23 protein-coding genes are annotated in these 22,108 nt (G+C 57.0%); 10 read left to right on the top strand and 13 right to left on the bottom strand.

Annotation, left to right across the window (positions count from 1 at the left end; translation table 11 throughout):
* Positions 1-49 precede the first annotated feature (49 nt).
* The 6 genes from LDN84_RS18905 (at position 50) to priA (ending at position 6,408) form a co-directional block, all read left to right on the top strand.
* Positions 50-508: a diheme cytochrome c gene (locus tag LDN84_RS18905; RefSeq protein ID WP_223904967.1), complete on the top strand. Its 459-nt coding sequence runs from the start codon at positions 50-52 to the stop codon at positions 506-508.
* A 47-nt stretch (positions 509-555) separates the two neighbouring features.
* Positions 556-945: a DUF1924 domain-containing protein gene (locus tag LDN84_RS18900; protein WP_223904966.1), complete on the top strand. Its 390-nt coding sequence runs from the start codon at positions 556-558 to the stop codon at positions 943-945.
* A gap of 9 nt (positions 946-954) precedes the next feature.
* Positions 955-1,437, top strand: a complete 483-nt coding sequence (locus LDN84_RS18895) for a diheme cytochrome c (protein ID WP_223904965.1) — start codon at positions 955-957, stop codon at positions 1,435-1,437.
* 62 nt (positions 1,438-1,499) lie between these two features.
* Entirely contained in the window at positions 1,500-2,696 is a 1,197-nt protein-coding gene (locus LDN84_RS18890; protein WP_223904964.1) for a cytochrome b/b6 domain-containing protein, read from the top strand.
* 59 nt (positions 2,697-2,755) lie between these two features.
* Positions 2,756-3,868 carry a uroporphyrinogen decarboxylase gene (hemE, locus tag LDN84_RS18885; RefSeq protein WP_223904963.1) on the top strand — a complete coding sequence of 371 codons (1,113 nt, stop codon included), beginning with the start codon at positions 2,756-2,758 and terminating at the stop codon, positions 3,866-3,868.
* Positions 3,869-4,233: 365 nt separating this feature from the next.
* A complete protein-coding gene (gene priA, locus LDN84_RS18880) occupies positions 4,234-6,408 on the top strand; it encodes a replication restart helicase PriA (protein WP_223904962.1) in 2,175 nt (724 codons plus the stop codon).
* Here priA and ampD read toward each other — a convergent pair.
* The 5 genes from ampD to LDN84_RS18855 are packed head-to-tail and all read right to left on the bottom strand — an operon-like array spanning position 6,401 to position 11,184.
* Positions 6,401-7,012, bottom strand: a complete 612-nt coding sequence (ampD, locus tag LDN84_RS18875; protein WP_223904961.1) for a 1,6-anhydro-N-acetylmuramyl-L-alanine amidase AmpD — start codon at positions 7,010-7,012, stop codon at positions 6,401-6,403. The genes priA and ampD overlap by 8 nt on opposite strands.
* Positions 6,987-8,429, bottom strand: a complete 1,443-nt coding sequence (locus tag LDN84_RS18870) for a sigma-54-dependent transcriptional regulator (protein WP_223904960.1) — start codon at positions 8,427-8,429, stop codon at positions 6,987-6,989. Before LDN84_RS18870 ends, ampD begins: the two co-directional genes overlap by 26 nt.
* Positions 8,426-10,165, bottom strand: a complete 1,740-nt coding sequence (locus LDN84_RS18865; RefSeq protein WP_223904959.1) for a sensor histidine kinase — start codon at positions 10,163-10,165, stop codon at positions 8,426-8,428. The genes LDN84_RS18870 and LDN84_RS18865 overlap by 4 nt, the downstream gene beginning before the upstream one ends.
* A complete protein-coding gene (locus tag LDN84_RS18860; RefSeq protein WP_223904958.1) occupies positions 10,166-10,387 on the bottom strand; it encodes a PP0621 family protein in 222 nt (73 codons plus the stop codon).
* Complete coding sequence (locus tag LDN84_RS18855; RefSeq protein ID WP_223913148.1) at positions 10,384-11,184, bottom strand: cytochrome C assembly family protein; 801 nt, start codon at positions 11,182-11,184, stop codon at positions 10,384-10,386. The genes LDN84_RS18860 and LDN84_RS18855 overlap by 4 nt, the downstream gene beginning before the upstream one ends.
* Before the next feature lie 77 nt (positions 11,185-11,261).
* On the opposite strand from LDN84_RS18855, the gene ffh reads away from it, so the two are divergent.
* The 4 genes from ffh to LDN84_RS18835 all read left to right on the top strand — a co-directional run bounded on the left by ffh (position 11,262) and on the right by LDN84_RS18835 (position 14,278).
* A complete protein-coding gene (gene ffh / locus LDN84_RS18850) occupies positions 11,262-12,626 on the top strand; it encodes a signal recognition particle protein (protein WP_223904957.1) in 1,365 nt (454 codons plus the stop codon).
* Between the two features lie 11 nt (positions 12,627-12,637).
* Positions 12,638-13,561, top strand: coding sequence for a UDP-3-O-acyl-N-acetylglucosamine deacetylase (gene lpxC / locus LDN84_RS18845; RefSeq protein ID WP_223913135.1), 924 nt, complete (start codon positions 12,638-12,640; stop codon positions 13,559-13,561).
* Between the two features lie 21 nt (positions 13,562-13,582).
* Positions 13,583-13,759: a hypothetical protein gene (locus LDN84_RS18840; RefSeq protein ID WP_223904956.1), complete on the top strand. Its 177-nt coding sequence runs from the start codon at positions 13,583-13,585 to the stop codon at positions 13,757-13,759.
* Between the two features lie 96 nt (positions 13,760-13,855).
* Positions 13,856-14,278, top strand: a complete 423-nt coding sequence (locus LDN84_RS18835) for a hypothetical protein (protein ID WP_223904955.1) — start codon at positions 13,856-13,858, stop codon at positions 14,276-14,278.
* 64 nt (positions 14,279-14,342) lie between these two features.
* Here LDN84_RS18835 and ruvC read toward each other — a convergent pair whose 3' ends face one another.
* From ruvC to LDN84_RS18795, 8 genes are all read right to left on the bottom strand, one after another.
* The gene (gene ruvC / locus LDN84_RS18830) at positions 14,343-14,903 is read right to left on the bottom strand and encodes a crossover junction endodeoxyribonuclease RuvC (protein ID WP_223904954.1); all 561 of its coding nucleotides are present in this window, start codon (positions 14,901-14,903) and stop codon (positions 14,343-14,345) included.
* A gap of 42 nt (positions 14,904-14,945) precedes the next feature.
* The gene (locus LDN84_RS18825) at positions 14,946-15,935 is read right to left on the bottom strand and encodes a phosphatidate cytidylyltransferase (RefSeq protein ID WP_223904953.1); all 990 of its coding nucleotides are present in this window, start codon (positions 15,933-15,935) and stop codon (positions 14,946-14,948) included.
* A 24-nt stretch (positions 15,936-15,959) separates the two neighbouring features.
* Entirely contained in the window at positions 15,960-16,526 is a 567-nt protein-coding gene (locus LDN84_RS18820) for a lysophospholipid acyltransferase family protein (RefSeq protein WP_223913132.1), read from the bottom strand.
* Between the two features lie 167 nt (positions 16,527-16,693).
* Entirely contained in the window at positions 16,694-17,500 is an 807-nt protein-coding gene (locus LDN84_RS18815) for a transglycosylase domain-containing protein (RefSeq protein ID WP_223904952.1), read from the bottom strand.
* Positions 17,501-17,503: 3 nt separating this feature from the next.
* A complete protein-coding gene (aroE, locus tag LDN84_RS18810; protein WP_223904951.1) occupies positions 17,504-18,337 on the bottom strand; it encodes a shikimate dehydrogenase in 834 nt (277 codons plus the stop codon).
* Between the two features lie 7 nt (positions 18,338-18,344).
* Positions 18,345-19,202 (bottom strand): TonB family protein, encoded by an 858-nt coding sequence (locus tag LDN84_RS18805; RefSeq protein ID WP_223904950.1) that lies wholly within the window; start codon positions 19,200-19,202, stop codon positions 18,345-18,347.
* Complete coding sequence (locus LDN84_RS18800; RefSeq protein ID WP_223904949.1) at positions 19,199-21,259, bottom strand: ribonuclease catalytic domain-containing protein; 2,061 nt, start codon at positions 21,257-21,259, stop codon at positions 19,199-19,201. The genes LDN84_RS18805 and LDN84_RS18800 overlap by 4 nt, the downstream gene beginning before the upstream one ends.
* 150 nt (positions 21,260-21,409) lie before the next feature.
* Positions 21,410-21,874, bottom strand: coding sequence for a hypothetical protein (locus LDN84_RS18795; protein WP_223904948.1), 465 nt, complete (start codon positions 21,872-21,874; stop codon positions 21,410-21,412).
* Positions 21,875-22,108 lie beyond the last annotated feature (234 nt).

Below are 22,108 nucleotides of genomic sequence, written 5' to 3'. Positions count from 1 at the left end.
TTAAGACTCGACTGTTAGGCTTAACCCTATGATTTATAGGATTTTGAGCATGTCACGATTCGCATCTCTGGCGCTTGGGTTGGCTTTATGGGGTATCAGTACCGGGGTAATGGCTGAGGGCGTGCAGCGCATCGTATTGAACGCCAAAATGGAGCAAGAATGCACCGCTTGTCACATCGCTTATTGGCCCAATTTCCTGCCTACCTCAGCCTGGAAACAGGTGATGGACTCGCTGGACAGGCACTATGGTGCAGATGCCAGCCTGTCTGCGGCTGATCAAAAAGAAATCACCGATTGGATCGTGGCCAACTCGCAAGAATTTGGCGAGGTGCCTCCCGGTAACCGCATCACCAAAGCCTTCTGGTTTACCCGTCAACATGGCACTCGGCACATCAGCGCCGATGTCTGGAGCCGTCAATCGGTCAAGAGCCCGTCCAATTGCCAGGCCTGTCATGTGAACGCTGCCGAGGGTGATTTCAACGAACACAAGGTCAGAATTCCCCGCTGATTCCCTATTGGCAATTTTCTCTCTCTTCTTAACTCTAAGGAAACATCATGTCCATCACCATCAAACCCTCGCACCTGCTGGCTTGCCTGGCTCTCGCATTACCGCTGGCCGCTGCCGCCAACCCGATTCTGGACGGCTACAAGGCCGAAACCAAGGGCACGTTCAGCGCCGCAGCGGGTGAAAAACTCTACAAGACGGTAGGCCCGAACCAGTTGGCCTGTGCGTCTTGCCACACCGATTCGCCCAAGAACGTGGGCAAACATGCCAAAACCAACAAGGCGATTGACCCCATGGCCCCCAGTGTGAACCCCAAACGTTTCACCGATCTCGCCCAGGTTGAAAAATGGTTCAAGCGTAATTGCAATGATGCCCTGGGCCGTGCATGCACGACACAGGAAAAGGGTGACTTCATGACTTACGTGTTGTCGGTCAAATAAGGAGCCCCCATGAAATTGCTGAAACCTCTGCTGTTGGCCATGTTGGTAGCCACCTCGGTTGGCGCGCAGGCCAAATACAACGGCGAAGACCGTGGCCGCCCGGTGATGCCGGCTGAAATCAATGCCAAGATGCAAACCGAATGCTCAGGCTGCCACATGGCTTTCCCGCCTGGTCTGCTGCCCGCCGCCTCGTGGAAGAAGGTGATGTCCGGTCTGGACAAGCACTTCGGTACGGATGCCTCACTTTCCGATGCCGATACCGCCGAGATCACCAATTACATGGTGAAACATGGCTCCAACCGCTGGACCGCCAACACCGCGCCCCTGCGTATCACCGAGGGCCAATGGTTCAAATCCAAGCATTTGAGCGGTGAAATCAACCCGGCGGTGTGGAAGCGCGAATCCGTCAAAAGCCCCTCCAACTGCATGGCCTGTCACAGTGCTGCAGACAAGGGTGATTTCAACGAGCACAACATCCGTATCCCCAAGTAAGCCAACGGGTCAGCTCGGCTGACCTGGCTGCCCCTGAAACCTCATTCTGAAAGCCCGTGCCCATGCAACGCACCCTGATCTGGGATTTGCCCACCCGACTGTTCCACTGGACGCTGGCCAGCAGCTTTGCTATTGCCTGGCTCACCAGCGAAGGTGATCAGTGGCGTGCCATCCACGTGTTTGTAGGGTATCTGATGCTCGGGCTGGTGGGGTTTCGGGTGTTGTGGGGTTTTGTGGGCTCGCATTTTTCGCGCTTTGCCAGCTTCTGGTTTGGCCCGAAAGAAGCCATTGATTACCTCAAGCAAGTGGCCAGCGGCCACGCCAAACGTCATGTGGGCCACAACCCCACCGGCAGCATGGCCATTTATATTTTGCTGCTGATGGCGGTGCTGGTCGGTGTCAGCGGTGTCATCACGCTGGGTGGTGACGAGCAGCAAGGCCTGGCCGCCGGTTGGCTGAGCTTTGCCCAGATCCAGCTCCTCAAAAAACTGCATGAACTCGGTGCCATGGCCATGTTGCTGGTGGTGGCAGGGCACATCACGGGGGTGGTGGTTGAAAGTGTGCAGCACAAGGAAAATTTGGCCCGCTCTATGGTCACTGGCTATAAACAAGCCGATGCCAGCACGCCACAAGCCTCGGCTCGACCACTTGTCGCGGTGCTGATGCTGTTGGCCATGCTGTCTTTTGGCGGCTGGTGGTTCTACTATGCGATTGACAAGGCTGTTGATGGTCAGGGCTGGCATGTCAAGCTGGAAAAAGGGGTGGGGGAAGAACCTCATGTGAAATTTGTCGGCAAACAGCTCGCTGACAACAAGCTGTGGCGCGACGAATGTGGTGCTTGCCACGCGGTGTTTTATCCGGCCCTATTGCCCGCCCGTTCATGGCAAAAAATGATGGCCGAGCAAGACAAACACTTTGGCTCAGACCTGGGTTTTGATGCCGCCACCACCGAGGCGATCCTGAAATTCCTGGTTGACAACGCGGGCGACAAACACTTGACGGAGGCCGCTTTCAAGATTGACCAATCGGTGCCCAAAGACAGCACGCCGTTGCGTATCACCGAAACCCCCTACTGGGTCAACAAGCACCGTGAGATTGCCGCCTCTGACTGGGCCAATCCACTGGTCAAAAGCAAAAACAATTGTACGGCCTGTCACAGCGATGCGGATGACGGCACTTTTGAGGACGGGGCCATGAGCATTCCCAAGGCACCGGCATCTGCGGCTTCAGCGGCGGCGGTTGCTGCGTCCAAGCCCTGAACGCCCCCGTACCCACGGCACATGACCGTGGGGCAATAGCTTGCTGCGACAATTAGTCCATGAACTCATCATCCACATCCTCCTTCGCCCCTCTGAAAAACGACACCTTCCTGCGCGCTTGCCTGCGCCAGGCCACCGACTACACGCCGATCTGGATGATGCGCCAGGCCGGTCGTTTTTTGCCCGAATACCGTGCCACCCGCGCCAAAGCAGGCAGCTTCATGGGTTTGGCCACCAACACCGATTACGCTACTGAAGTCACCCTGCAGCCGGTGGATCGTTTCCCGATTGATGCCGCCATTTTGTTCAGTGACATCCTGACGGTGCCCGATGCCATGGGTTTGGGCCTGTCGTTTGCCCTGGGAGAAGGGCCCAAGTTTGCCTCCCCGGTGCGCGACGAAGCGGCTGTGGCCAAGCTTGAAGTGCCCGACATGGACAAGCTGCGCTATGTGTTTGATGCGGTCACTTCCATCCGCAAGGCCCTGAATGGCCGGGTGCCGCTGATCGGTTTTTCCGGCAGTCCCTGGACACTGGCCTGTTACATGGTCGAAGGTGCTGGCTCGGACGATTACCGTCTGGTCAAAACCATGATGTACAGCCGCCCTGACCTGATGCACCGCATCTTGCAGATCAATGCGGATGCTGTGGCGCAGTACTTGAATACCCAGATTGAAGCCGGAGCCCAGGCTGTGATGATTTTTGACAGCTGGGGTGGTGTGCTGGCCGATGGTGCTTTCCAGGAATTCAGCCTGGCTTACACCCGCAGGGTGTTGGCGCAGTTGCACAAAGAATGGGATGGTGCACGTATTCCGAGCATTGTCTTCACCAAAGGCGGTGGTTTGTGGCTGGACGAGATGGAGCAGCTAGATTGCAATGTGCTGGGTGTGGACTGGACGGTCAATCTGACCAAAGCACGCGCTCAAGTGGGGGGCAGTAAAGCGCTGCAAGGTAACCTGGATCCCAATGTGTTGTTTGCCCAACCGGCTCAAATTGAGGCCGAAGTGCTCAAGGTGCTGAATGCCTTTGGCACCCCACACAGCGGCACCGGTACTGGCCCGACCCACATCTTTAATCTCGGACACGGGATCAGCCAGCACACCGATCCCGAACATGTTGCTGCCTTGGTAAAAGCAGTACACAGCCATTCCAGATTGATGCGCGGCGCTTGCTAAGCAGACGTAACCAAGCCAGGTATATTTCCTGTTCCTGGTTTGGCTTAGCATTTTTTTGGTTTGTTTTTAGCAGAAAAGCCATAAATATTTTGTAACTTATGCACAAAATGATGGGTGTACAGCAATAAGTCAGCTTCTGTAAGTTCCTTTCGCTAGCAAAGCCATAGCATTTCTAAGTCGTTGATTTATATGGATTTTTAAATTTGCCTTTTTTCTGGGCAACCTAGGGAAAGTCTTGATTTTTAAGGCTTTGGAGAGTTTGTAGTGGGCTTATCAACAAAGTTATCCACAGAAAATCTGAATGACTTGAAAACCCTCTCAAAATCAAGCACTTAAACGCTTCTTCGCTAGTCCACTTGAACAATATGTTGCAACCGACACCCGGTACTGTCCATTTCACACAGGTGCTGGTGCACACCCCGGTTTACAGCCAGATGGCGGGGGCGCTGACTTATTTGAGCTCTGCTGTGCTGCCGCCAGGGAGTTTGGTACGGGTGCCTTTGGGTCAACGTGAATTGCTGGGGGTGGTCTGGCATGAGACTACGTCACCAGAATCCCCTCAGGCGGGGCTTGACATAAGCCGCTTGCGACCCATTACGGTGGTGCTGGATGCACTCCCTCCTTTGAGTGCACACTGGCGCGCGCTGATCCAGTTTGCCGCCAGTTATTACCAGCGTTCAGCGGGTGAGGTGGCGTTGTCAGCCTTGCCGCCACAATTGCGCGAGCTCAGCAGCGTGCAACTGGCCCGCAAGCTGAAAAAACTGGCCAAAACAGTTGAAAAAACGGCAGGCACTGGTGCCGAGTCTGCTTCGGAGACAACTTTTGCTGAATCCCAGAGTGCTATTTATTCTGTAGTGCTTAGCGCAGATCAGACAAGGGCTATAGATCAATTTAATCAAAATCAAGGGCCATTTTTGCTGTTTGGTGCCACGGGTAGCGGCAAGACCGAGGTGTTCATGCGTTGCAGCGCTGAATTGTTGGCACGTTCACCTGGTGCGCAAGTATTGGTAATGGTGCCCGAGATCAATCTGACCCCGCAGCTGGAAGAGCGTTTCAGAGCCCGTTTTGGTCATCTGTGGGGTGCCGATGCGGTAGTGTCCTTGCACAGCGGCATGACCCCGGCACAACGTTTGAACAGCTGGCTGGCTGCGCACAGTGGCGCGGCGCGTATTGTGCTGGGGACACGTATGGCAGTGTTTGCCTCGATGCCACAACTGCAGCTGATCATTGTGGACGAAGAACATGACCCTAGCTACAAAAGCGGGGAGGGGGCACGTTACTCCGCCCGTGATCTGGCGGTTTACCGCGCTCACCAAGAGGGCATCAAGGTGATGCTGGGCTCGGCGACACCGTCACTGGAGAGTTGGTATCACAGTCGGCCAGCGGCTGAAGGGGGGCGTTATCAGCGGCTGGACATGCCCAGCCGGGTGGGCAGCGGCCAGTTGCCCCTGGTGCGCCGGGTGGATATGAACCACCAGCCCAAAGGCTGCATCATTGCCCCGCCCTTGTTGTCGGCCATTGCCGAACGGGTGGCGCGCGGTGAACAAAGCATGCTGTTCCTGAACCGGCGTGGTTATGCACCGGTGTTGGAGTGCACCGACTGTGGCTGGAAAAGCACCTGCCCCCATTGCAGTGCCTTTCGTGTTTTCCACAAAATTGACCGCACCTTGCGTTGCCACCACTGTGGTTTGACCGAACGTGTGCCACGTGCCTGCCCGGCGTGTGGTAATCCTGATATTTCTCCGGTGGGTCGGGGTACTGAAAGGCTGGAGGAGCATCTGGCCGAGTTGTTGGTAGACATCCGCCGCCCGGACGGTGAAGCGGTGCGTATTGTGCGTATTGATGCCGACACGACCCGACTCAAAGGGGCGCTCGAGTCCCAGTTGGCTCAGGTGCATGCAGGAGATGTGGATGTGCTGGTGGGTACACAAATGATCGCCAAGGGCCATGACTTTCGCCGCATCACGCTGGTGGCGGCCGTCAACCCCGACAACGCGCTGTTTTCCAGCGACTTTCGGGCACCTGAGCGGCTGTTCAGCCTGCTGATGCAGGCTGCAGGCCGGGCTGGCCGCGATGCCGCTGTGGCGGCCAAGAGCGAAATGTGGCTACAAACCTTTCACCCCACACACCCGTTGTATGCGGCACTCAAACAGCATGATTACCCGGCATTTGCTGAATCCCAGCTGCAAGAACGCCAGCAAGCCTCCATGCCGCCGTTGAGCTTTCAGGCGCTGGTGCGTGCGGAAGGCCGGACCCAGGAGGCTGCACAAATGTTCCTGAACCGGGCCAGTCAGGCGGCCCGTGAGCAAAGTGACACGGCAGCCATGCTCCCTCATTTGACGATCTACCCTGCCGTACCCATGAGTATTGCCCGTATTGCCAACGTGGAGCGTGCACAAATGTTGATCGAAAGCTCTTCGCGCACGGCCTTGCAACGCTTTTTGACCGCCTGGCAAAGTGTGCTGCACAGCACGCGTGCCGAGCCGCAATGCAAGGGCTTGATCCGCTGGGCCGTGGATGTGGACCCTCTGCTTATTTGATCTTGGGTGGTAAATATTCAGCGGAAATCTGCAGCTTGTCCTGCAATAACGTCCAGTCAAAACCAGGCCCGGGGTCGTCTTTGCGCCCCGGTGCAATGTGCTCATGGCCCGCAATGAAGGCAATCGGGTATTGCGCCATGATGGCCTGGCTCAAAGTCTTCAGGGTTTCGTACTGGGCAACTTCAAAAGTGTCGCCTTCCAGACCTTCGAGTTCAATACCAATACTGTCATCATTGCAATTGCTGCGGCCCCGGTAAGTGGATGCCCCCGCGTGCCAGGCCCGGTCATCACAACTGACAAATTGCCAAAGCTCGCCTGTGCGTCTGATATAGAAGTGCGACGAAACCTTCAAGCCTTCAATTTGAAGAAAGTAAGGATGTGCCTGCCAGTCAAGCTGGTTGGTAAACAGCTGCTGCACCTCCGGGCCACCATAATGGCCTGGTGGCAGGCTGATGGAGTGCAGCACCATCAGATCAATGTGAGCCCCTGGAGGTCTGACACCGAAGTTGGGAGAGGGGTGGTGGATGGCTGGTCGATACCAGCCGCATTGCCACAGCGGGACGTGTAAGTGTGGGCGGTCAGACGGGGGCCACATCGGTGTCATCTTGTTGGGCCGAATCAATGTGCAAGCGGGCAATCCGGTAACGCATCTGCCGCAAGCTCAGGCCAAGTTGCGCCGCAGCGGCGGTCCGATTGAAGCCGGTAGCTTGTAATGCGCGACGCAGAATTTGACGCTCCAGATCGTCCAGATGTTGTTGCAAATCGCTTGGAATGACCGCGTGATCCATGGGTGACGTTTGAGCTGGGAAGGCCGACAAACCATCGGAAACCGGTGTGGAAAAGGCATCAAACTGCAAGGATTCACCATTCCCAAGAGCGACGGCCCGGTGTAACAGGTTTTCCAACTCGCGCACATTGCCAGGCAGTCGCAGGCAGCCGAGTTTTTCCAGGTCGCTGGCTTGGATGGCAGGCACAGGCGCGCCCGATTCTTCGGCAATACGTGCCAGCAGGGCATGGCACAGGTCGGGCAAATCTTCCGGGCGCTCGCGCAGCGGCGGGATGGTCATATCAATCACGTTGAGTCGGTAGAACAGGTCTTGCCGGAAATGCCCGTTTTGTACCTCTTGGGCCAAATCTTTGTGGGTGGCGCTGACGATGCGGGCATCAATGATGTCCTCCTGGGTGGACCCCAGGGGCCTGACTCGGCGCTCTTGAATAGCCCGCAGCAGTTTGGATTGCATGGGCAGTGGCAGGTCACCGATCTCGTCCAGAAACAGGGTACCCCCACTGGCGGCTTGGAAAAACCCTTCGCGGTCGACATGTGATCCGGTGTAAGCCCCTTTTTTGGAGCCAAAGAACTCGGCTTCCAGAAGTGCATCGGGAATGGCGCTGCAATTCACAGCCACCCAAGGCCCTTTGGCGCGGTGGCTGTTGGCATGAATCGCATAAGCCACCAATTCCTTGCCTGTGCCTGATTCGCCGGTGACCAGTACCGGTGCCATGCTGGTGGCCACTTTAACGATGCGCTCCTTGATTTGTCGCATTCCGGGTGACTGCCCAATCAGCCGAGCCAGTGCGCGTTGCCCCAGAATGCCAGGACCCGCGTTGGGGATGACCGGTTTAACAGCCACGGCGGTTGCCGCTTGACTTCGCACAGCTGAAGCAATGACTTGGCGAAATTGTTTCAAATCAACGGGTTTGGTGAGGTAATCAAAAGCGCCGCTTTTGAGTGCCTCCACGGCATTTTCTGCCGACCCGTAGGCCGTAATCACCACACATTGTTCATGGCGATGCTCGGCTTTGAGTTCACAAATCAGGGTTAATCCAAGACCATCTGGCAAACGCATGTCGGTGATCAATACGTCATAGTGATGCGCCATCAGCAACGATCTGGCTTGCTGCAAGTCGCCCGCCGTGTCGATCCGGTAGCCTTCACGCAACAAGGTTAATTCATACAGGGTGCGCAGGTCGGGCTCATCGTCGACGACCAAAATATGCGCTGGGGTGATGGCGCTTGTCATGGTGATGGGGGCATTGTGCCGGTCGGGGGTACCCCAGGTGGCTGTGTGCAAAAAAGAACGGAAAACTCGTTACCTGACTGCATTTTTTTCCCGATGATCCTGTTGTTACGTTCGTACGACATGCTGGCACCATGACTTTCACAAAGTTCACGACAAATATACAAACCCAGGCCACTTGAGCGGCTGTCGCTGGAAAAAAAAGGCTCAAACAAATGTTGCTCGACTGAAGGTTCCAGCGGGCCACCATCACTCCACACCGTCAGGCTGATGTTTGTCTGCCGTGGCCTTTGGTGTGATTTTTGAATACCCACTTGAATGGAGTTTTCTTGGCCACTGGAAAAACGTTTGGCGTTATCAAGCAAATTCACCAGAATACGGCGCAAATGATCGGCATCAAACCAAACCAACACCACGGTGGCTGGCCAGTTGGTGGTGAGTGCTTGTGTGACTGCATTTTGATGTTGCCAGTCACGGCAAATCCGTGGTGCATCTTCAGCCAGGTCCAGCATCTGACCTGTGGCCACTTCAGGATGGTGTGGTGCATGCGCCAGATTCAGGACGTTCTGGACAATTTTTTCCAGCCGCAAGGCGTTTTGATTCACCATCTGCGTCATGCGCAGATGGCTGGGTTCTTTCAGGTCTTCAGACAACAAAGCATTGGCCTGAATGATGGCTGCCAGAGGGTTGCGAATTTCATGCGCCACGGCCGCCGACATGCGTCCCATGCTGGCCAGTTTTTCGGTGCGTACACGGGCCTGCATTTCACGTTGGTCTTGCATGAAGACCACACACAGGCTGCTGGTCTGGGCTTGTAACGGAGGCGTGATTTGCGTCCGAACGCGCAGATGCCTTGGACCCTGGCCTTCCTGGTGAATACGCACATTGGCCAGCTGGTCCTGTTGGGTGCTGTGACTCAAAATAACCAAGTCGAGCAGATCTTGCCATCCGGCTTGCCCTGTCAACGGCCATAGTGAATCCGGGGGTTGTGGTGACAGCCCCAATAGGGTAAACGCTGCGGGGTTGGCAGAGCGCACCCACAGCTGTTCATCTACCACCAGAATGCCATCACTGAGGGTGGCAATCACCAGTTCATTCACTTGCCGTTGGATCGTCACCGCCAGTTGACTGCGCTGCGCTCTGAGTTCCACGCTGGCGAGGCGAGTGGCAAATTGGTTGGCTATAAAAGATATGGCAAAACAACCAGATCCAGTAAGGGCTGCCTGCATGAAATGTGCAGTGGCATCGGAGGACGTTTGAAGTGTTGTCCAAAAGGCATAGGTAAACAGCAACAGCGTCACCCCAGCGGCGGTGCCCATGGACATGATCAGAGACCCCAGAATGGAGGCCATCAACACCGGCAGAGCCAACAAAGGGGTGTAATTGATGTTGTTGTTTTGCACCGCCTGCAAAGCTGAAAAAGCCAGCAGATCCACGCCCACGGTGCGCAGCCATTGGGCATCAAAGGTGTGGCCCAGGTGATGCGGGTGGCTGATGAGTCGAACCGCAAGTGCTGCTACAAAGTAAGTGCTGCAAATCAGCAGCGCCGTGGTGTTTTGCTGGCTGGCTACAAAATAAAAACCGCCTTGCAGCAACACCAGAACCAGACCCAAGGTCGCCCGCGCCGTCATGAAGGCGCGCCATAAACGTTCGAATTCCTGGGGTGTGGTTGTGCTGGTTAGCCCTGGCTCCAGCAGCGTGGGACCAAACCAGCTGGATGCTTCAGGTGGCGCACTCATTCAGGGTTCCGATTGGCGCAGGTGTTCCTGACTGCAATAAGACCCGTGGTGACCATGGATGGCTTCATTGCCAGGAATATGCATGCCGCACCGAGTGCAACGCACCATGTCGAGTGGTTCACCTGGTGTTTTAGGGGGGGCTTGGGGGGGGCTGGGGGTCTGTCGGCTGCGCCACCACAGGACACCGGCCAGGATCACCACCAGAACCAGCAAGGCTTTCACAGCGAGCGCCCCAGCACCACTTCCATCACAAAACGTGAGCCCACATAGGCCAGCAGCAGCAAGCCTGTGCCGATATACAGTACCCGAACAGCTTTTTTGCCACGCCAGCCAAAGCGAAAGCGGCCGACCATCAGCACGGCAAAAGTCAGCCAGGACAACACGGAAAACGCTGTTTTATGATCCCATTTGATGGCATGTGTGGGTCCATACAGCTGGGTGCCAAAAAAGAAACCTGCCAGCAAAGTCGCTGACAGCAGCCCAAAACCAAGGCTGACAAAACGAAATGTCAGACGTTCCATGGTCAACAGGGGCAAGCCCGCAGGTGCATTGGCCATACGCATACGAGCCTCAGCACGCGTCATCAGCCAGGCATGTACCACGGCAATGGCAAACAAACCATAAGAGGCAATGCCCAATGCCCAATGCAGGGGTAACCAAGCCGAGGCGCTGGCATGCAGGACGGCACCCGGGAACAGCAGGGCCAGCAATACGGCCGCAGATCCGGCACTAGAAAGCAGCCAGGGCGTTTTCATTTGCGGATAAATGTAGGTTTCTATGGCATAAACCAGTCCGACCAGCCAGGCCGTGATCGATAACGCCGGAGCAAAACCAAAACGGGGTTCTGTGCCCCACAGTCCCCAGGCCAGCAGCACGCCATGCAGACTCCAGGCCAGCCAGACGGCCACGCGGGTCAGCGTTTGGCCGGAACGAGCCGCACCTGTGGCTGAAGCTGCATAGGCCACAGAGGCACCTAAAGCAAGGGTCAGGGTCAAGGGTGAAGCACTGGCTAAAATCATGTGCACAGTTTAGCGTTTTGTAACCGCCATTTCCTATTTGGCTTCAACCCAGGTTCCGCACGCCGGAACACCCCCCTATGGCATCCGCTCTTACCGACAAACTCAGTCGCCTGGTGAAAGAAATCCGCGGTCAGGCCCGCATCACTGAAAGCAACGTGTCCGACATGCTGCGTGAAGTCCGCATGGCCTTGCTGGAGGCCGACGTTGCCTTGCCCGTGGTGCGTGACTTCATCGCCCGGGTGAAAGAAAAAGCCCTGGGCCAGGACGTGCTGGGTTCGCTCACTCCGGGCCAGGCATTGGTGAGCATCGTCAATAAAGAGTTGGCCGCCACCATGGGTGATGGTGTCAGTGACATCAATCTGGCAGCCCAACCCCCGGCGGTGATCCTGATGGCGGGTTTGCAAGGTGCGGGTAAAACCACCACCACCGCCAAACTGGCCAAACACCTGATTGAGAAGCGCCACAAAAAAGTGCTCACGGTGTCCGGCGACGTGTACCGCCCGGCGGCCATTGAACAGCTCAAAACCGTCACCGCGCAGGCCGGGGCCGAATGGTTCCCCAGCTCGCCCGAGCAAAAACCGGTCGACATCGCCCTGGCCGCATTGGACTACGCCAGAAAACATTACTTTGATGTGCTGCTGGTCGACACCGCTGGCCGCTTGGCCATTGATGAAGCCCTGATGCGTGAAATCCGCGATTTACACGCGGCCATTCACCCGGTTGAAACCTTGTTTGTGGTTGATGCCATGCAAGGGCAAGACGCGATCAACACCGCCAAAGCCTTCAAGGAGGCGCTGCCACTCACCGGCATCATTCTGACCAAGCTCGATGGCGATTCGCGCGGTGGTGCGGCGCTTTCGGTGCGGCAAATCACCGGTGCACCGATCAAGTTTGCCGGTACCAGTGAGAAACTTGATGGCCTGGAAGTGTTTGATGCCGAGCGTCATGCCGGCCGGGTGCTGGGCATGGGCGACATTCTGGCGCTGGTGGAGCAGGTCACCGCAGGGGTGGATATGGCAGCCGCCCAAAAACTGGCGGCCAAGGTCAAAAGCGGGGCCTCCTTTGATCTGAATGACTTTTTGGGCCAGATCCAGCAAATGAAACAAATGGGTGGTTTGAGCAGTCTGATGGACAAACTACCCACCGCCCTGGCCGCCAAAGCCGGGCAGGTGGACATGGGGCGGGTCGAAAAAGAGGTCAAACGCAAAGAAGGCATCATCCACAGCATGACCCCGCTGGAGCGCAGCAAACCCGAACTCATCAAAGCCACCCGCAAACGCCGCATCGCCGCAGGTGCTGGTGTGCAAGTGCAGGAAGTCAACCGCATGCTCAAGGAGTTTGAGCAAATGCAGGACATGATGAAAAAAATGAAAGGTGGTGGCATGATGAAGATGATGAAACGCCTGGGCGGCATGAAAGGCATGCCCAAAATGCCTTTTTGAGCGCCCCACACGTGCTGCAACAACGAACCCTGAAAACCCTGACCCGCGCCGTTGGCGTGGGCCTGCACAGCGGTCAGCGGGTGGAGATCACCCTGCGCCCGGCTCAGCCCGACACCGGCATTGTGTTTCGCCGGGTGGACTTGCCCGAGCCGATTGACATTGTGGTGTCCACCCTGGCGGTGACCGACACCCGCATGGCCTCCACTATTTCCAACGGGGATGCCAAGGTGCACACGGTGGAGCACCTGATGTCCGCCTGTGCGGGCCTGGGGGTGGACAACCTGTATGTCGACATCACCGCCGAAGAAGTGCCGATTCTGGATGGCTCGGCTGCGTCGTTTGTGTTTTTGCTGCAAACGGCGGGTATCGTCATGCAAAACGCCCCCCGGCGCTTCATTCGTTTGCTCAAACCGGTCGAAGTCCGTCAAGGCGAGGGCAGCAACGAAAAATGGGCACGCCTTGAACCGTACCACGGCTACCAGCTCAGCTTTGAGATCGATTTCAGCCACCCGGCGGTCGACTCCACCGGGCAACGTGTGGTGTTTGACATGAGTACCAACTCCTATTCCAAGGACATTGCCCGTGCCCGTACCTTTGGCTTTACCAAAGATGTCGAGATGATGCGCGCCAACGGTCTGGCCCTGGGCGGCGGGCTGGACAACGCCATCGTCATGGATGACTACAAAGTGCTCAACGCCGGTGGCCTGCGTTATGACGATGAATTTGTCAAACACAAAATTCTCGATGCCATGGGCGACTTGTACCTGGTGGGCAAACCGCTGCTGGCCAGTTACAGCGCGTTTCGCTCCGGCCACGCACTCAACAACCTGCTGCTGCGTGAACTGCTGAACCAGCCACAGGCCTGGGACGTGGTGACGTTTGACAACGAAAAGCTCGCCCCCGCCGGTTTTGCACAACTGGCGCGCGCCTGGTAAACACCACAGAGGCACCTTCACATGCTGTTGTTTCGCTGGCTGGTTTTGTTGATGTTGTTGGCGGCACTGGTGTCGTTTGGCTTTTACGCTGGCACCGGTGATCCGCGCTTCAAACATTACGGCTGGGTGGTACTGAAGTGGGCCTTGCTCAGCGCGTTCGGTTTTTTTGCCGTGCTGATTCTGGAGCGGGTGGTTTAACCCAGAGGGTTCAGCGGATGTGGCTTGCCCAGCGCCCGCTCGGGTGGGTGCAGTTCCTGTGCACATTTCTCAATTTTGTGAAGTCGTCAACAACACATGCCACCTATCAACTTCACATTACCGCAAATAGGCAAAATGCCTTACAGCTACGAAAACTTTGCCAAGGCAAAGATCTTTTTATTCGATAAGTGGTGCGAAATGGCGGTTGTCCGTCAGCGGGTAAAACCGGTTGATCTTTCAAGATCGTGTAAATACGGGTCACTGTTTGTCCAAAATGTCTTTGGTGGTTCCATACGGGGACACTACGAGCATCAATACAACTTTATTGAAGGTCGTCTGGTGGATTTAAGTCATGATGCCCTGGATGTCGGGCGAATGCGCCATCCTTATCTTCATGAAAAACTGTATTTTGAGATTCCAGAAGTCCAGGCTGCGCTGGCTCAATGTGCCCCACGTGCCGATCAGTGGGCAAGTGAATTTGTTGCTCATCACAAAAGGGAATCAGCCGCTGGGCATTGAGCACCACCATGTGTGGTAGCAGTGAGCCCCAATTTTGTCCGCCAAAAGTCCAAAATGGGTAGCTTCAGCGGCTGCGCCCGGCTTTGTAGGCGGCTTTTTGCGTCTGGTTTTGTGCGCCGCCAAGGCCCTTGGCTTGCGCCAAACGCGCCATCGAATGGGCCGCATGAGCGTGGGTAATGGCCAGGCCCAGCGCGTCAGCCGCATCCGGTCCGGGCAGGCCGGGCAGGTTCAGCAGGCGTTTGACCATTTCCTGAATCTGGATTTTGTCAGCCCGGCCATAACCCACCACCGCCTGTTTCATTTGCAAGGCGGTGTATTCTGCGACCGGCAAATCGCAGGACACCAGTGCGGTGACCGCTGCCCCACGTGCCTGACCCAGCAGCAAGGTGGATTGCGGGTTGACGTTGACAAACACAATCTCCACCGAGGCCGCATCCGGCTGGTAACGCGCCACCACTTCGCGGATGCCGTCAAACAACACCTTCAAACGGGCGGGTAGCTGGTCTTTTTCAATTTGGGTGGTGCTGATGGTGCCACTGGCCACATAGGTCAGTGCCGAGCCGTCCACGTCAACCAAGCCAAAGCCGGTGGTGCGCAAACCGGGGTCAATACCAAGGATTCTCATAGGTTATTAATTTGATAGCTGCTAGCGCTTGTTTTATAAGCTCTAAAGGCCAAAATGCCATCTAACCGAATGAAAAAAAACAGGTGCAGCAAAACACAGCGAATCAATCCTGTCCAGCATGCCACCGGCCCCGGTGGTGCTTTTACCTTCACCCTTCCAGATGGGGATGCCGCGGTCACGCTTGAGGGCCTTCATCACCAAATGCCCTAGAGACCCGGCTGCACAGGCCACAAAACCCAGCGCAAAAGCCTGCCCGGGTACAAAAGGGGTGATGCCTGCCAGTAACGCGCCCAGCAGACTACCCGCGGCCATGCCACAGCTCCAGCTGTGCCAGGTGAAGGTTTGGCTGATTTGCGGTGCGACCAATCGGTGTTTGCGCTGGCGCGCCACCAAGTGTTGGGTGACCATGCAGGTTTGTACCACCAGCACCAGAAACAGCACCAGAAACGCGTTTTTCTTGTCGTAGCGGGGAAAGTCCAGCAGCATCAGTGCAGGCACATGGCTCATGCCGTAAATACACACCATGATGCCCCATTGCAGTTTGGCGTTGCGCTCCAGAAAGCGGGTTGGGTCATTGGCCAGGGCGCTGGCTACCGGCAGGGCCAGAAACACATAGACCGGAATAAACACCGTGAACAGGTTGAAGAGTTCGGTGCCCACCAGCACATACTGAAACGGCAACACACCAAAAAATGCCAGCACCAGGCTGCGGTGGTCACCCTGGCGGGTTGGGGACAGGGTCAAAAATTCGCGCAGGGCAAAAAATGAGCCCAGGGCAAACAGCACCAGCCGGGTGGCATCCCCCGCCAGCCAGGCGACCCAAAAGACAAAAATCATCATCCAGCTGGTGCGCAGCAGGCTGCTCAGGTCAGCCAGCCGGGTGTCGTGGGATTGCTGCATCAGCGGGTCTTCATGCTCACGCATCGAGAGCAAAAAAAGACCCAGTGAAGCCACTATCAGCAGCCCGAAGACGATGATGAACATGACCCCGATTTGCTGCGTGGCGCTCAGGTTTTTCAGGGCTTGGTACATAGGGTCGCGTGGATGAACAGGGGGCTAGATATCGCGCAAGGCCACCACGGCACTGCGCGCCCGGGTCAGGAAGGCCTGGCGATCCTCGCCAGCTTGCACCTGCATGGGCGCGCCAAAAGTCACCGAGCACAGCACCGGTACAGGAACCACTTCACCTTTGGGCATGACGCGCTGCACGTTGGCAATCCAGGCCGGAATAAGCTCAATGTGCGGAAATTTGCAAGCCAGGTTGTACAGGCCAGCTTTGAAGGCCTGAGGCTCATCCAGATGGCCCCGGGTGCCTTCGGGAAACAGAATCAGCGAGTCACCCGCGTGCAGAGCCTCCATCAGCGGCTCCAGCGGGTCTTCCTGGGCGTTGCGCTCGCGAGAGACATAAATCACGTTGAACACCGCAGTCGTGAGCCATTGCCTGAACGGCGTTTTGGTCCAGTAATCACGTGCCGCCACGGCGCGGGTGCCATGGCGCAACTCCTTGGGCAAAGCGGCCCAGATCATCACCAGGTCGGCGTGGCTCTGGTGATTGGCAAAGTAAATGCGTTGTTCGGCCTTGGGTGGGCAACCCCACCAGCGGGCTTGTGAACCGGTCAGCATTCGGATCAGTCCGAGCAAGAACAGACTGACGGCTTGTGCTGCCGCTGAGGACAGCACGTCTTTTAAATGGGCTTTCAAACCATGCAGCGAGGTGCATGGTTGGCGGCCGGGCGTGTTGGCTGTCTGAGGGGGGTGGTTTGGCGGCACAGGTGCAGGGTCTGTCGCGGTCATGGCAGTTCGACACCCTCCATGCGGCGCTCAATCACGGCGGCCCGGCCCGCCACATAGCTGGAGTTGGGCAATTTTTCAAAGTATTTGGGCCGGGGCAGCATCACCGCCAGTCGGGCCGCTTCATAGGGGCTGAGTTGCGCTGCCGGTTTGCGGAAGTAATGCTGGGCAGCGGCTTCGGCACCAAACACGCCTTCACCCCATTCCACGCTGTTGAGGTAAATCTCCAGAATACGTTGTTTGCCCAGAATGGCTTCCAGCAGCAAGGTCAGCACAAACTCCTGGCCTTTGCGCAAAAAAGTGCGTTCACCTGACAAAAACAGGTTTTTAGCCAGTTGCTGGGTGATGGTGGACCCTCCCACCACCTTGGCGACTTTGGTCGTTTTGACTGGGGGCTCCACGTGCGGCTGGGCAGTGGTGGTTTTGCCAGGATTTTTTCGGGCACTACGGGCTTGCTGGGCCTGGAGGATGGCTTGGGCCTTGGCCGCTTGTTCCTCCGCCTTGGCATTTTTTTGCCAGGCTTTCTCCAGGGCATTCCAGTCCACACCGTCGTGGTTGGCAAAACCGTCGTCTTCGCTGGCAATCACCGCGCGCTTAAGGTGGTTGGAGATCTGGCTGTACGGAGTCCATTGCTGACGCCAGCGCAGGCTGCCTTTTTCGGTGGTCACCCGCCAGGCTTCTGAGCGTTCAAAGGCGGTGGATTGTGGGTCGATCACCAGCATGGTGGCTATACGCGCCACAAAAAAAAGCTGCAACAACAAGGTGGTCAGGGCCACCAAGCCGAGCCAGCGCAGCACGGGTCTCATGCGTCAACCCAATACTTGGCGCAATTCAGCCAGTACCTGCCCCGAGGGTGGCCGCACGTCGCGCCAGATTAAAAACGCCTCAGCCGCCTGCTCCACCAGCATGCCCAGACCATCGCGCGGCACCGCACCGTGTTGTCTGGCCCAGTCCATAAAGCTCTGGGCACCGGGGCCGTACATCATGTCGTAAGCCAGTGCGCCGGGTTTCAAAACGTGTTCGCCCACCGGTACGCCCGCACCACTCAGGCTGCTGGCCGTACCGTTAATGATCACATCATAATCTGCCTCTATTCCTTGTAAATCAAGCGTAACAAGCTCTGTATTTTGTAGCGTTGCAAGGACCTGGTGGCGTTGGATCAGGTGGGTCGCCTTGTGCAGTGTGCGGTTGGCCACGCTGATGTGAGCGGGCCGTGCGTTGATCAGCGGCCCGAGCACGCCAGCCGCAGCACCACCGGCACCCAGCAGCAGCACGCGCAGACCTTTCAGCGGCAAGCCCGCATTGCGCTCGATGTCATTCACCAGCCCGATGCCATCGGTGTTGTCGGCCAGGATACGTCCGTCCTCAAAGGTCAACACGTTGCAGGCCTGGGCCAGTTGGGCGCGTTCACTGGTTTGGGTGGCCAGTGCTGCCGCTTGAAATTTGAAGGGCACGGTGATGTTGCAGCCGCGGCCACCCTCGGCCATGAAGGCTTGTATGCTGCGGTCGAAGTGATCCAGCGGGATTTCGCGTTTGTCATACACCACCGGCTCACCAGTCAGTTCGGCAAAACGGGTGTGAATCCAGGGTGAACGGCTGTGGGCAATGGGGTTCCCCATCACGCAGTAGTGATCAAGAGTCATGGCGAGCTTAGTTGTTGCTGATTTTGGTTTCAAGCGTATCGTCGCGGGTGAATTTGAAGCGTGACACCACGGCAATCTGGTCGGCCTGCTGGCGCATGGCTTTGCTGAATTTGCCATAGGGACCGGCGCTGCGGGCGATGGCGCGGGCGCGACGGTCCAGGGCCGGGTTGCCTGAGCTTTGCACAATTTCAGTAGAAAGCACTTGGCCGTCGTGGTTGATGTTGACGATCATGGTCAGTTCACCATAGAGCTTTTGGCCACCCTGGCTCGGAAAGTTCTCGGTGCCACGGTCTTCAATGGCACGGCGCAGTTTGTCGTAATACACCGCATAGACGGCTTCACGGGTAGCCGGGCTGATGTAGCGTTTCTTCGGCTTGGCATTTTCCTGGTTGATGCGTCGCTCAATCTCGGCCAGCAGCTTGATCAGCTGGCGGCGTTTTTGTTCGCGCTCTATCTTCTCGGGGGTCGGGGTGGTTTGGCGTGGTTCGGGCGGGGGCATGCTGGCGAGCATATTTTTGACTTGTGCCAGCATCATGCTTTGTCGCTCTTGCAAGTCGCGCAGCTGACGTTCCTGATCCTGCTCGCTGTCCTGGCCATTCAAGTCGATCAGTGCGGGTGGCAGAGGGCTGGTAGCGCGACCCCGCTCGGCATCGCCACCACCCGCCAGATTGGCTTGGGCGATGGCCTGGGCCTTGTCGGGGGGCTCGTTGGTTTGGGAGTTGACCAACACCACCTCCAGCGGGGTGTCCTGAAACACCCGGTTGAAGGTCTCGGGGTCGACAAAACGTACCGTCAACAGGGCTGCATGCACCGCAATGGATGCGCCCAGAGCCCATTGAAGGGTGCTGAAAGAGCGCCAGTTCACGGTGTCGGGGCCACCTCTGGGGTGGTGGGCGCGTCATCGTTGGTTTCACTGATATCCACCGCAATGGCAATCGGGCCAGCCACGGTGTCGTCATCTTGCTCGTCTTCACTGTCCAGGTTTTCGGGCTCGGTATCCAGCCGCTCCAGCACTGTGCCGTGAATGTCGAGTGACACCAGGTCAATGTCACCCAGTTTGACCCGTACCCGCGCGCCGCGCGGCAGGTTTTGTGCACCCATCACCGGCAGCACCAGGGGCAGGTGGTCGGCGCGGACCAGGTTGTCTTTGAACAGCGTGGCTTCGATCTCGGTGAGTGCGTTTTGCTGCACGTACTGGAGCGTCCAGAAGCGTTCGATGGCATTCTGGTAACCGTTGTAGGCGCTGTAGGCGGCATCAAAGCTGGAGATGATGGAGAACAGCTCGGCATCTTTGGGCTTGAACGGTGCGGCCAGTGCGGCGGTTTTGCCGTGGCGGGCGCAGGCAATGATTTGCCATTGGTTGACCAGGTCCACATAACGGCGCAGCGGCGAGCTGCTCCAGGCGTAGCTTTTCACGCCAATACCAGCATGCGGCTGGGCTTTGGTGCCCATGCGTACCTTCACGCCGGGAGCCATGCTGGCCTGGCTGCGGTAAATGCCGGGCACACCCAGTTCGGCCATCCAACTGCCCCAGGTGCTGTTGGCCAGGATCATGGCCTCCGAGACGATCAAATCCAGCGGTGCGCCGCGCTGGCGCACGCTGATCTGGACTTGTTCATGGCCGGTAGGCTCCGCGCCATCGTTACCCACCAGCCGGAAGTTGTAATCAGGCCGGTTGAAGTTCTCCGGCTTGCCGCGCACCACTTCGCGCTTGGCTTTCAGGTCATTCGCCAGACGGTATAAAAATGAGAGTTGCTCACGCTTGTGTTGCAAGGGCTGGGGGTCAATTTCATGCCTAAAAGTGGGGTCGGTCAACCAGTCCAGTGTGACGATGGCATCGAGCTGGTCATGGCGCAGATTGGCCCCGATGTGCACGCGCTCCAGCCTGGTTTCAGAAGCCTTGATCTCCAGCGAGGCCTCATCCAGCGTGACGTAGAGTGACACCGCCGGGCAATCGCGCCCTTCTTGCAAGGTGTAGTTTTGCACCACCTCATCGGGCAGCATGGTCAGCTTGTAGCCCGGCATGTAGACGGTGGACAGGCGGGCGCGGCCCACATGGTCTACCGCGCTGCCAGGCGCAATGGCCAGGGCCGGGGCAGCGATGTGAATCCCGACGACCACCGTACCGCTGCCCAGGCCTTGTACGGACAGGGCATCGTCAATCTCGGTGGTGGCAGAGTCGTCAATCGAAAACGCACGGGCCGCAGACAGCGGCAGCTCGTCAGTGATGATGGGTGCCTCCAGCTTGGGAAAGCCCGTGCCCTTGGGAAAGTTTTCCAGCAAAAAGCGTCGCCAGTGGAACTGGTAAGGTGAATCTATCGCCCCGGCCTTGATCAGCAAGTCCAATGGCCCCAGGTGCGTAGCGCGTGAGGCCTCGACCACCGCCTTGTATTCGGGCGCATTTTTGTCGGGTTTGAAGAGAATTTTGTAAAGCTGGTCGCGAATCGGTTGCGGGCACACACCTTCGCTCAGTTCTTTTACCCAGGCTTCAATTTGCAGCAGGATCTGTTTCTTTTTTTCGATGGCGGCCAGGGCCTGGGCCAGGATCTCGGCGCTGGCTTTGCGAAAGCGCCCTTTGCCGGCGCGGCGGAAGTAGTGCGGGGATTGGTACAGCGCAAACAGCATGCCGGCCTGTTCCGCCAGGGTGGCTTGGGCCGAAAAATAGTCACGCGCCAAGTCAGCGAAGCCAAATTCGTCTTCCGAGGCAAATTCCCAGGCCATGTCCAGCTCGATGCCGTCTGCCACGGTCTGGGCTGCGGCCATCAGTTGGGCGGGTTCAGGTTTGTCAAACTTGAGCAGGATGTTGGCGGCCTTGACCTTGACGCGTTTGCCGCTGTCGAGTTCAACCTGGGCCGAGGCATCAGTTTCTGACAGCGCACGGCCTGCCAGGAATTTGCCGGTTTCTTCAAATAATATGTGCATGGGCAGATTGTCCCACGGGTGATTTCATCACCGATCCGCCAGCCAGGTTGAAGCATAAAAAAAGCGCGATTCAGGGTGTGAAACCTGTATCGCGCTTTGCCAAATCTGGCCTTGTATGCTGCGTTGGCAAGCTAGCGCTTGCGCGCAGGCTTAACGAGGTTTTTTGATGGATGCGACAGCCGCAGCGCCATTTTTCAGGGCGGTGTCCACAGCAGTTTCCATGGTCGCGGCAGCGGCCTTGAGTGTTTTGGCGACACTGGCCAGAGATTCTGGCGCTGGGTGGGTTTTTTCCAAGGCTTCGATACTGGCCTGGAATTGGGCTACGCCCAAGGCGGTGGCTTCTTTGAGATGCTTGGCTGCCAGAGTCATGCTGGATTCTGCTGAAGTTTTGATCGAATCAAAAGCTTCTTGTGGAGCTTTGCTGCTTTTCAGCGTTTCCATGCTTTCAGCCACGGCAGCTTGTGCGGCTTTGGCTTGGCTTTGGGCCAGATCGCCCCAAGCTTTCAGATTGTCCATCATAGGCTTGACGGCTTCCTGTGCCGCAGCTGGATTAAATTTTGCGGCGCTTTCTTGCAGTGTTTTGGCGGCGGCTTCGAAGGGAGTGTTTTTGAACATGAAAGACCTTTGTTGAAAAAATGTTGCGGTGCAGCAATTATGAATCAATTGTGCCGAGTAAGGTAAATTTATTATTCAGTTGCGTCGCTTGCAGGTAAAGGAGGTGGCATGCCACCGTGTGAAAAGCTTGATGTACATGTATCCCGGCAGGCAGATGTGTGCAGAATGGCTGAACGTGTGATCAAGCATTTGTATGCTGCAGTCAGAAAACAAAAAAGCCTCAGTAACTGAGGC

Origin of the sequence: Rhodoferax lithotrophicus (assembly GCF_019973615.1) — a bacterium.
Classification (GTDB): domain Bacteria; phylum Pseudomonadota; class Gammaproteobacteria; order Burkholderiales; family Burkholderiaceae_C; genus Rhodoferax; species Rhodoferax lithotrophicus.
Note: the sequence above shows the minus strand (reverse complement) of the source record. Positions and strands in the feature narration are given on the sequence as shown.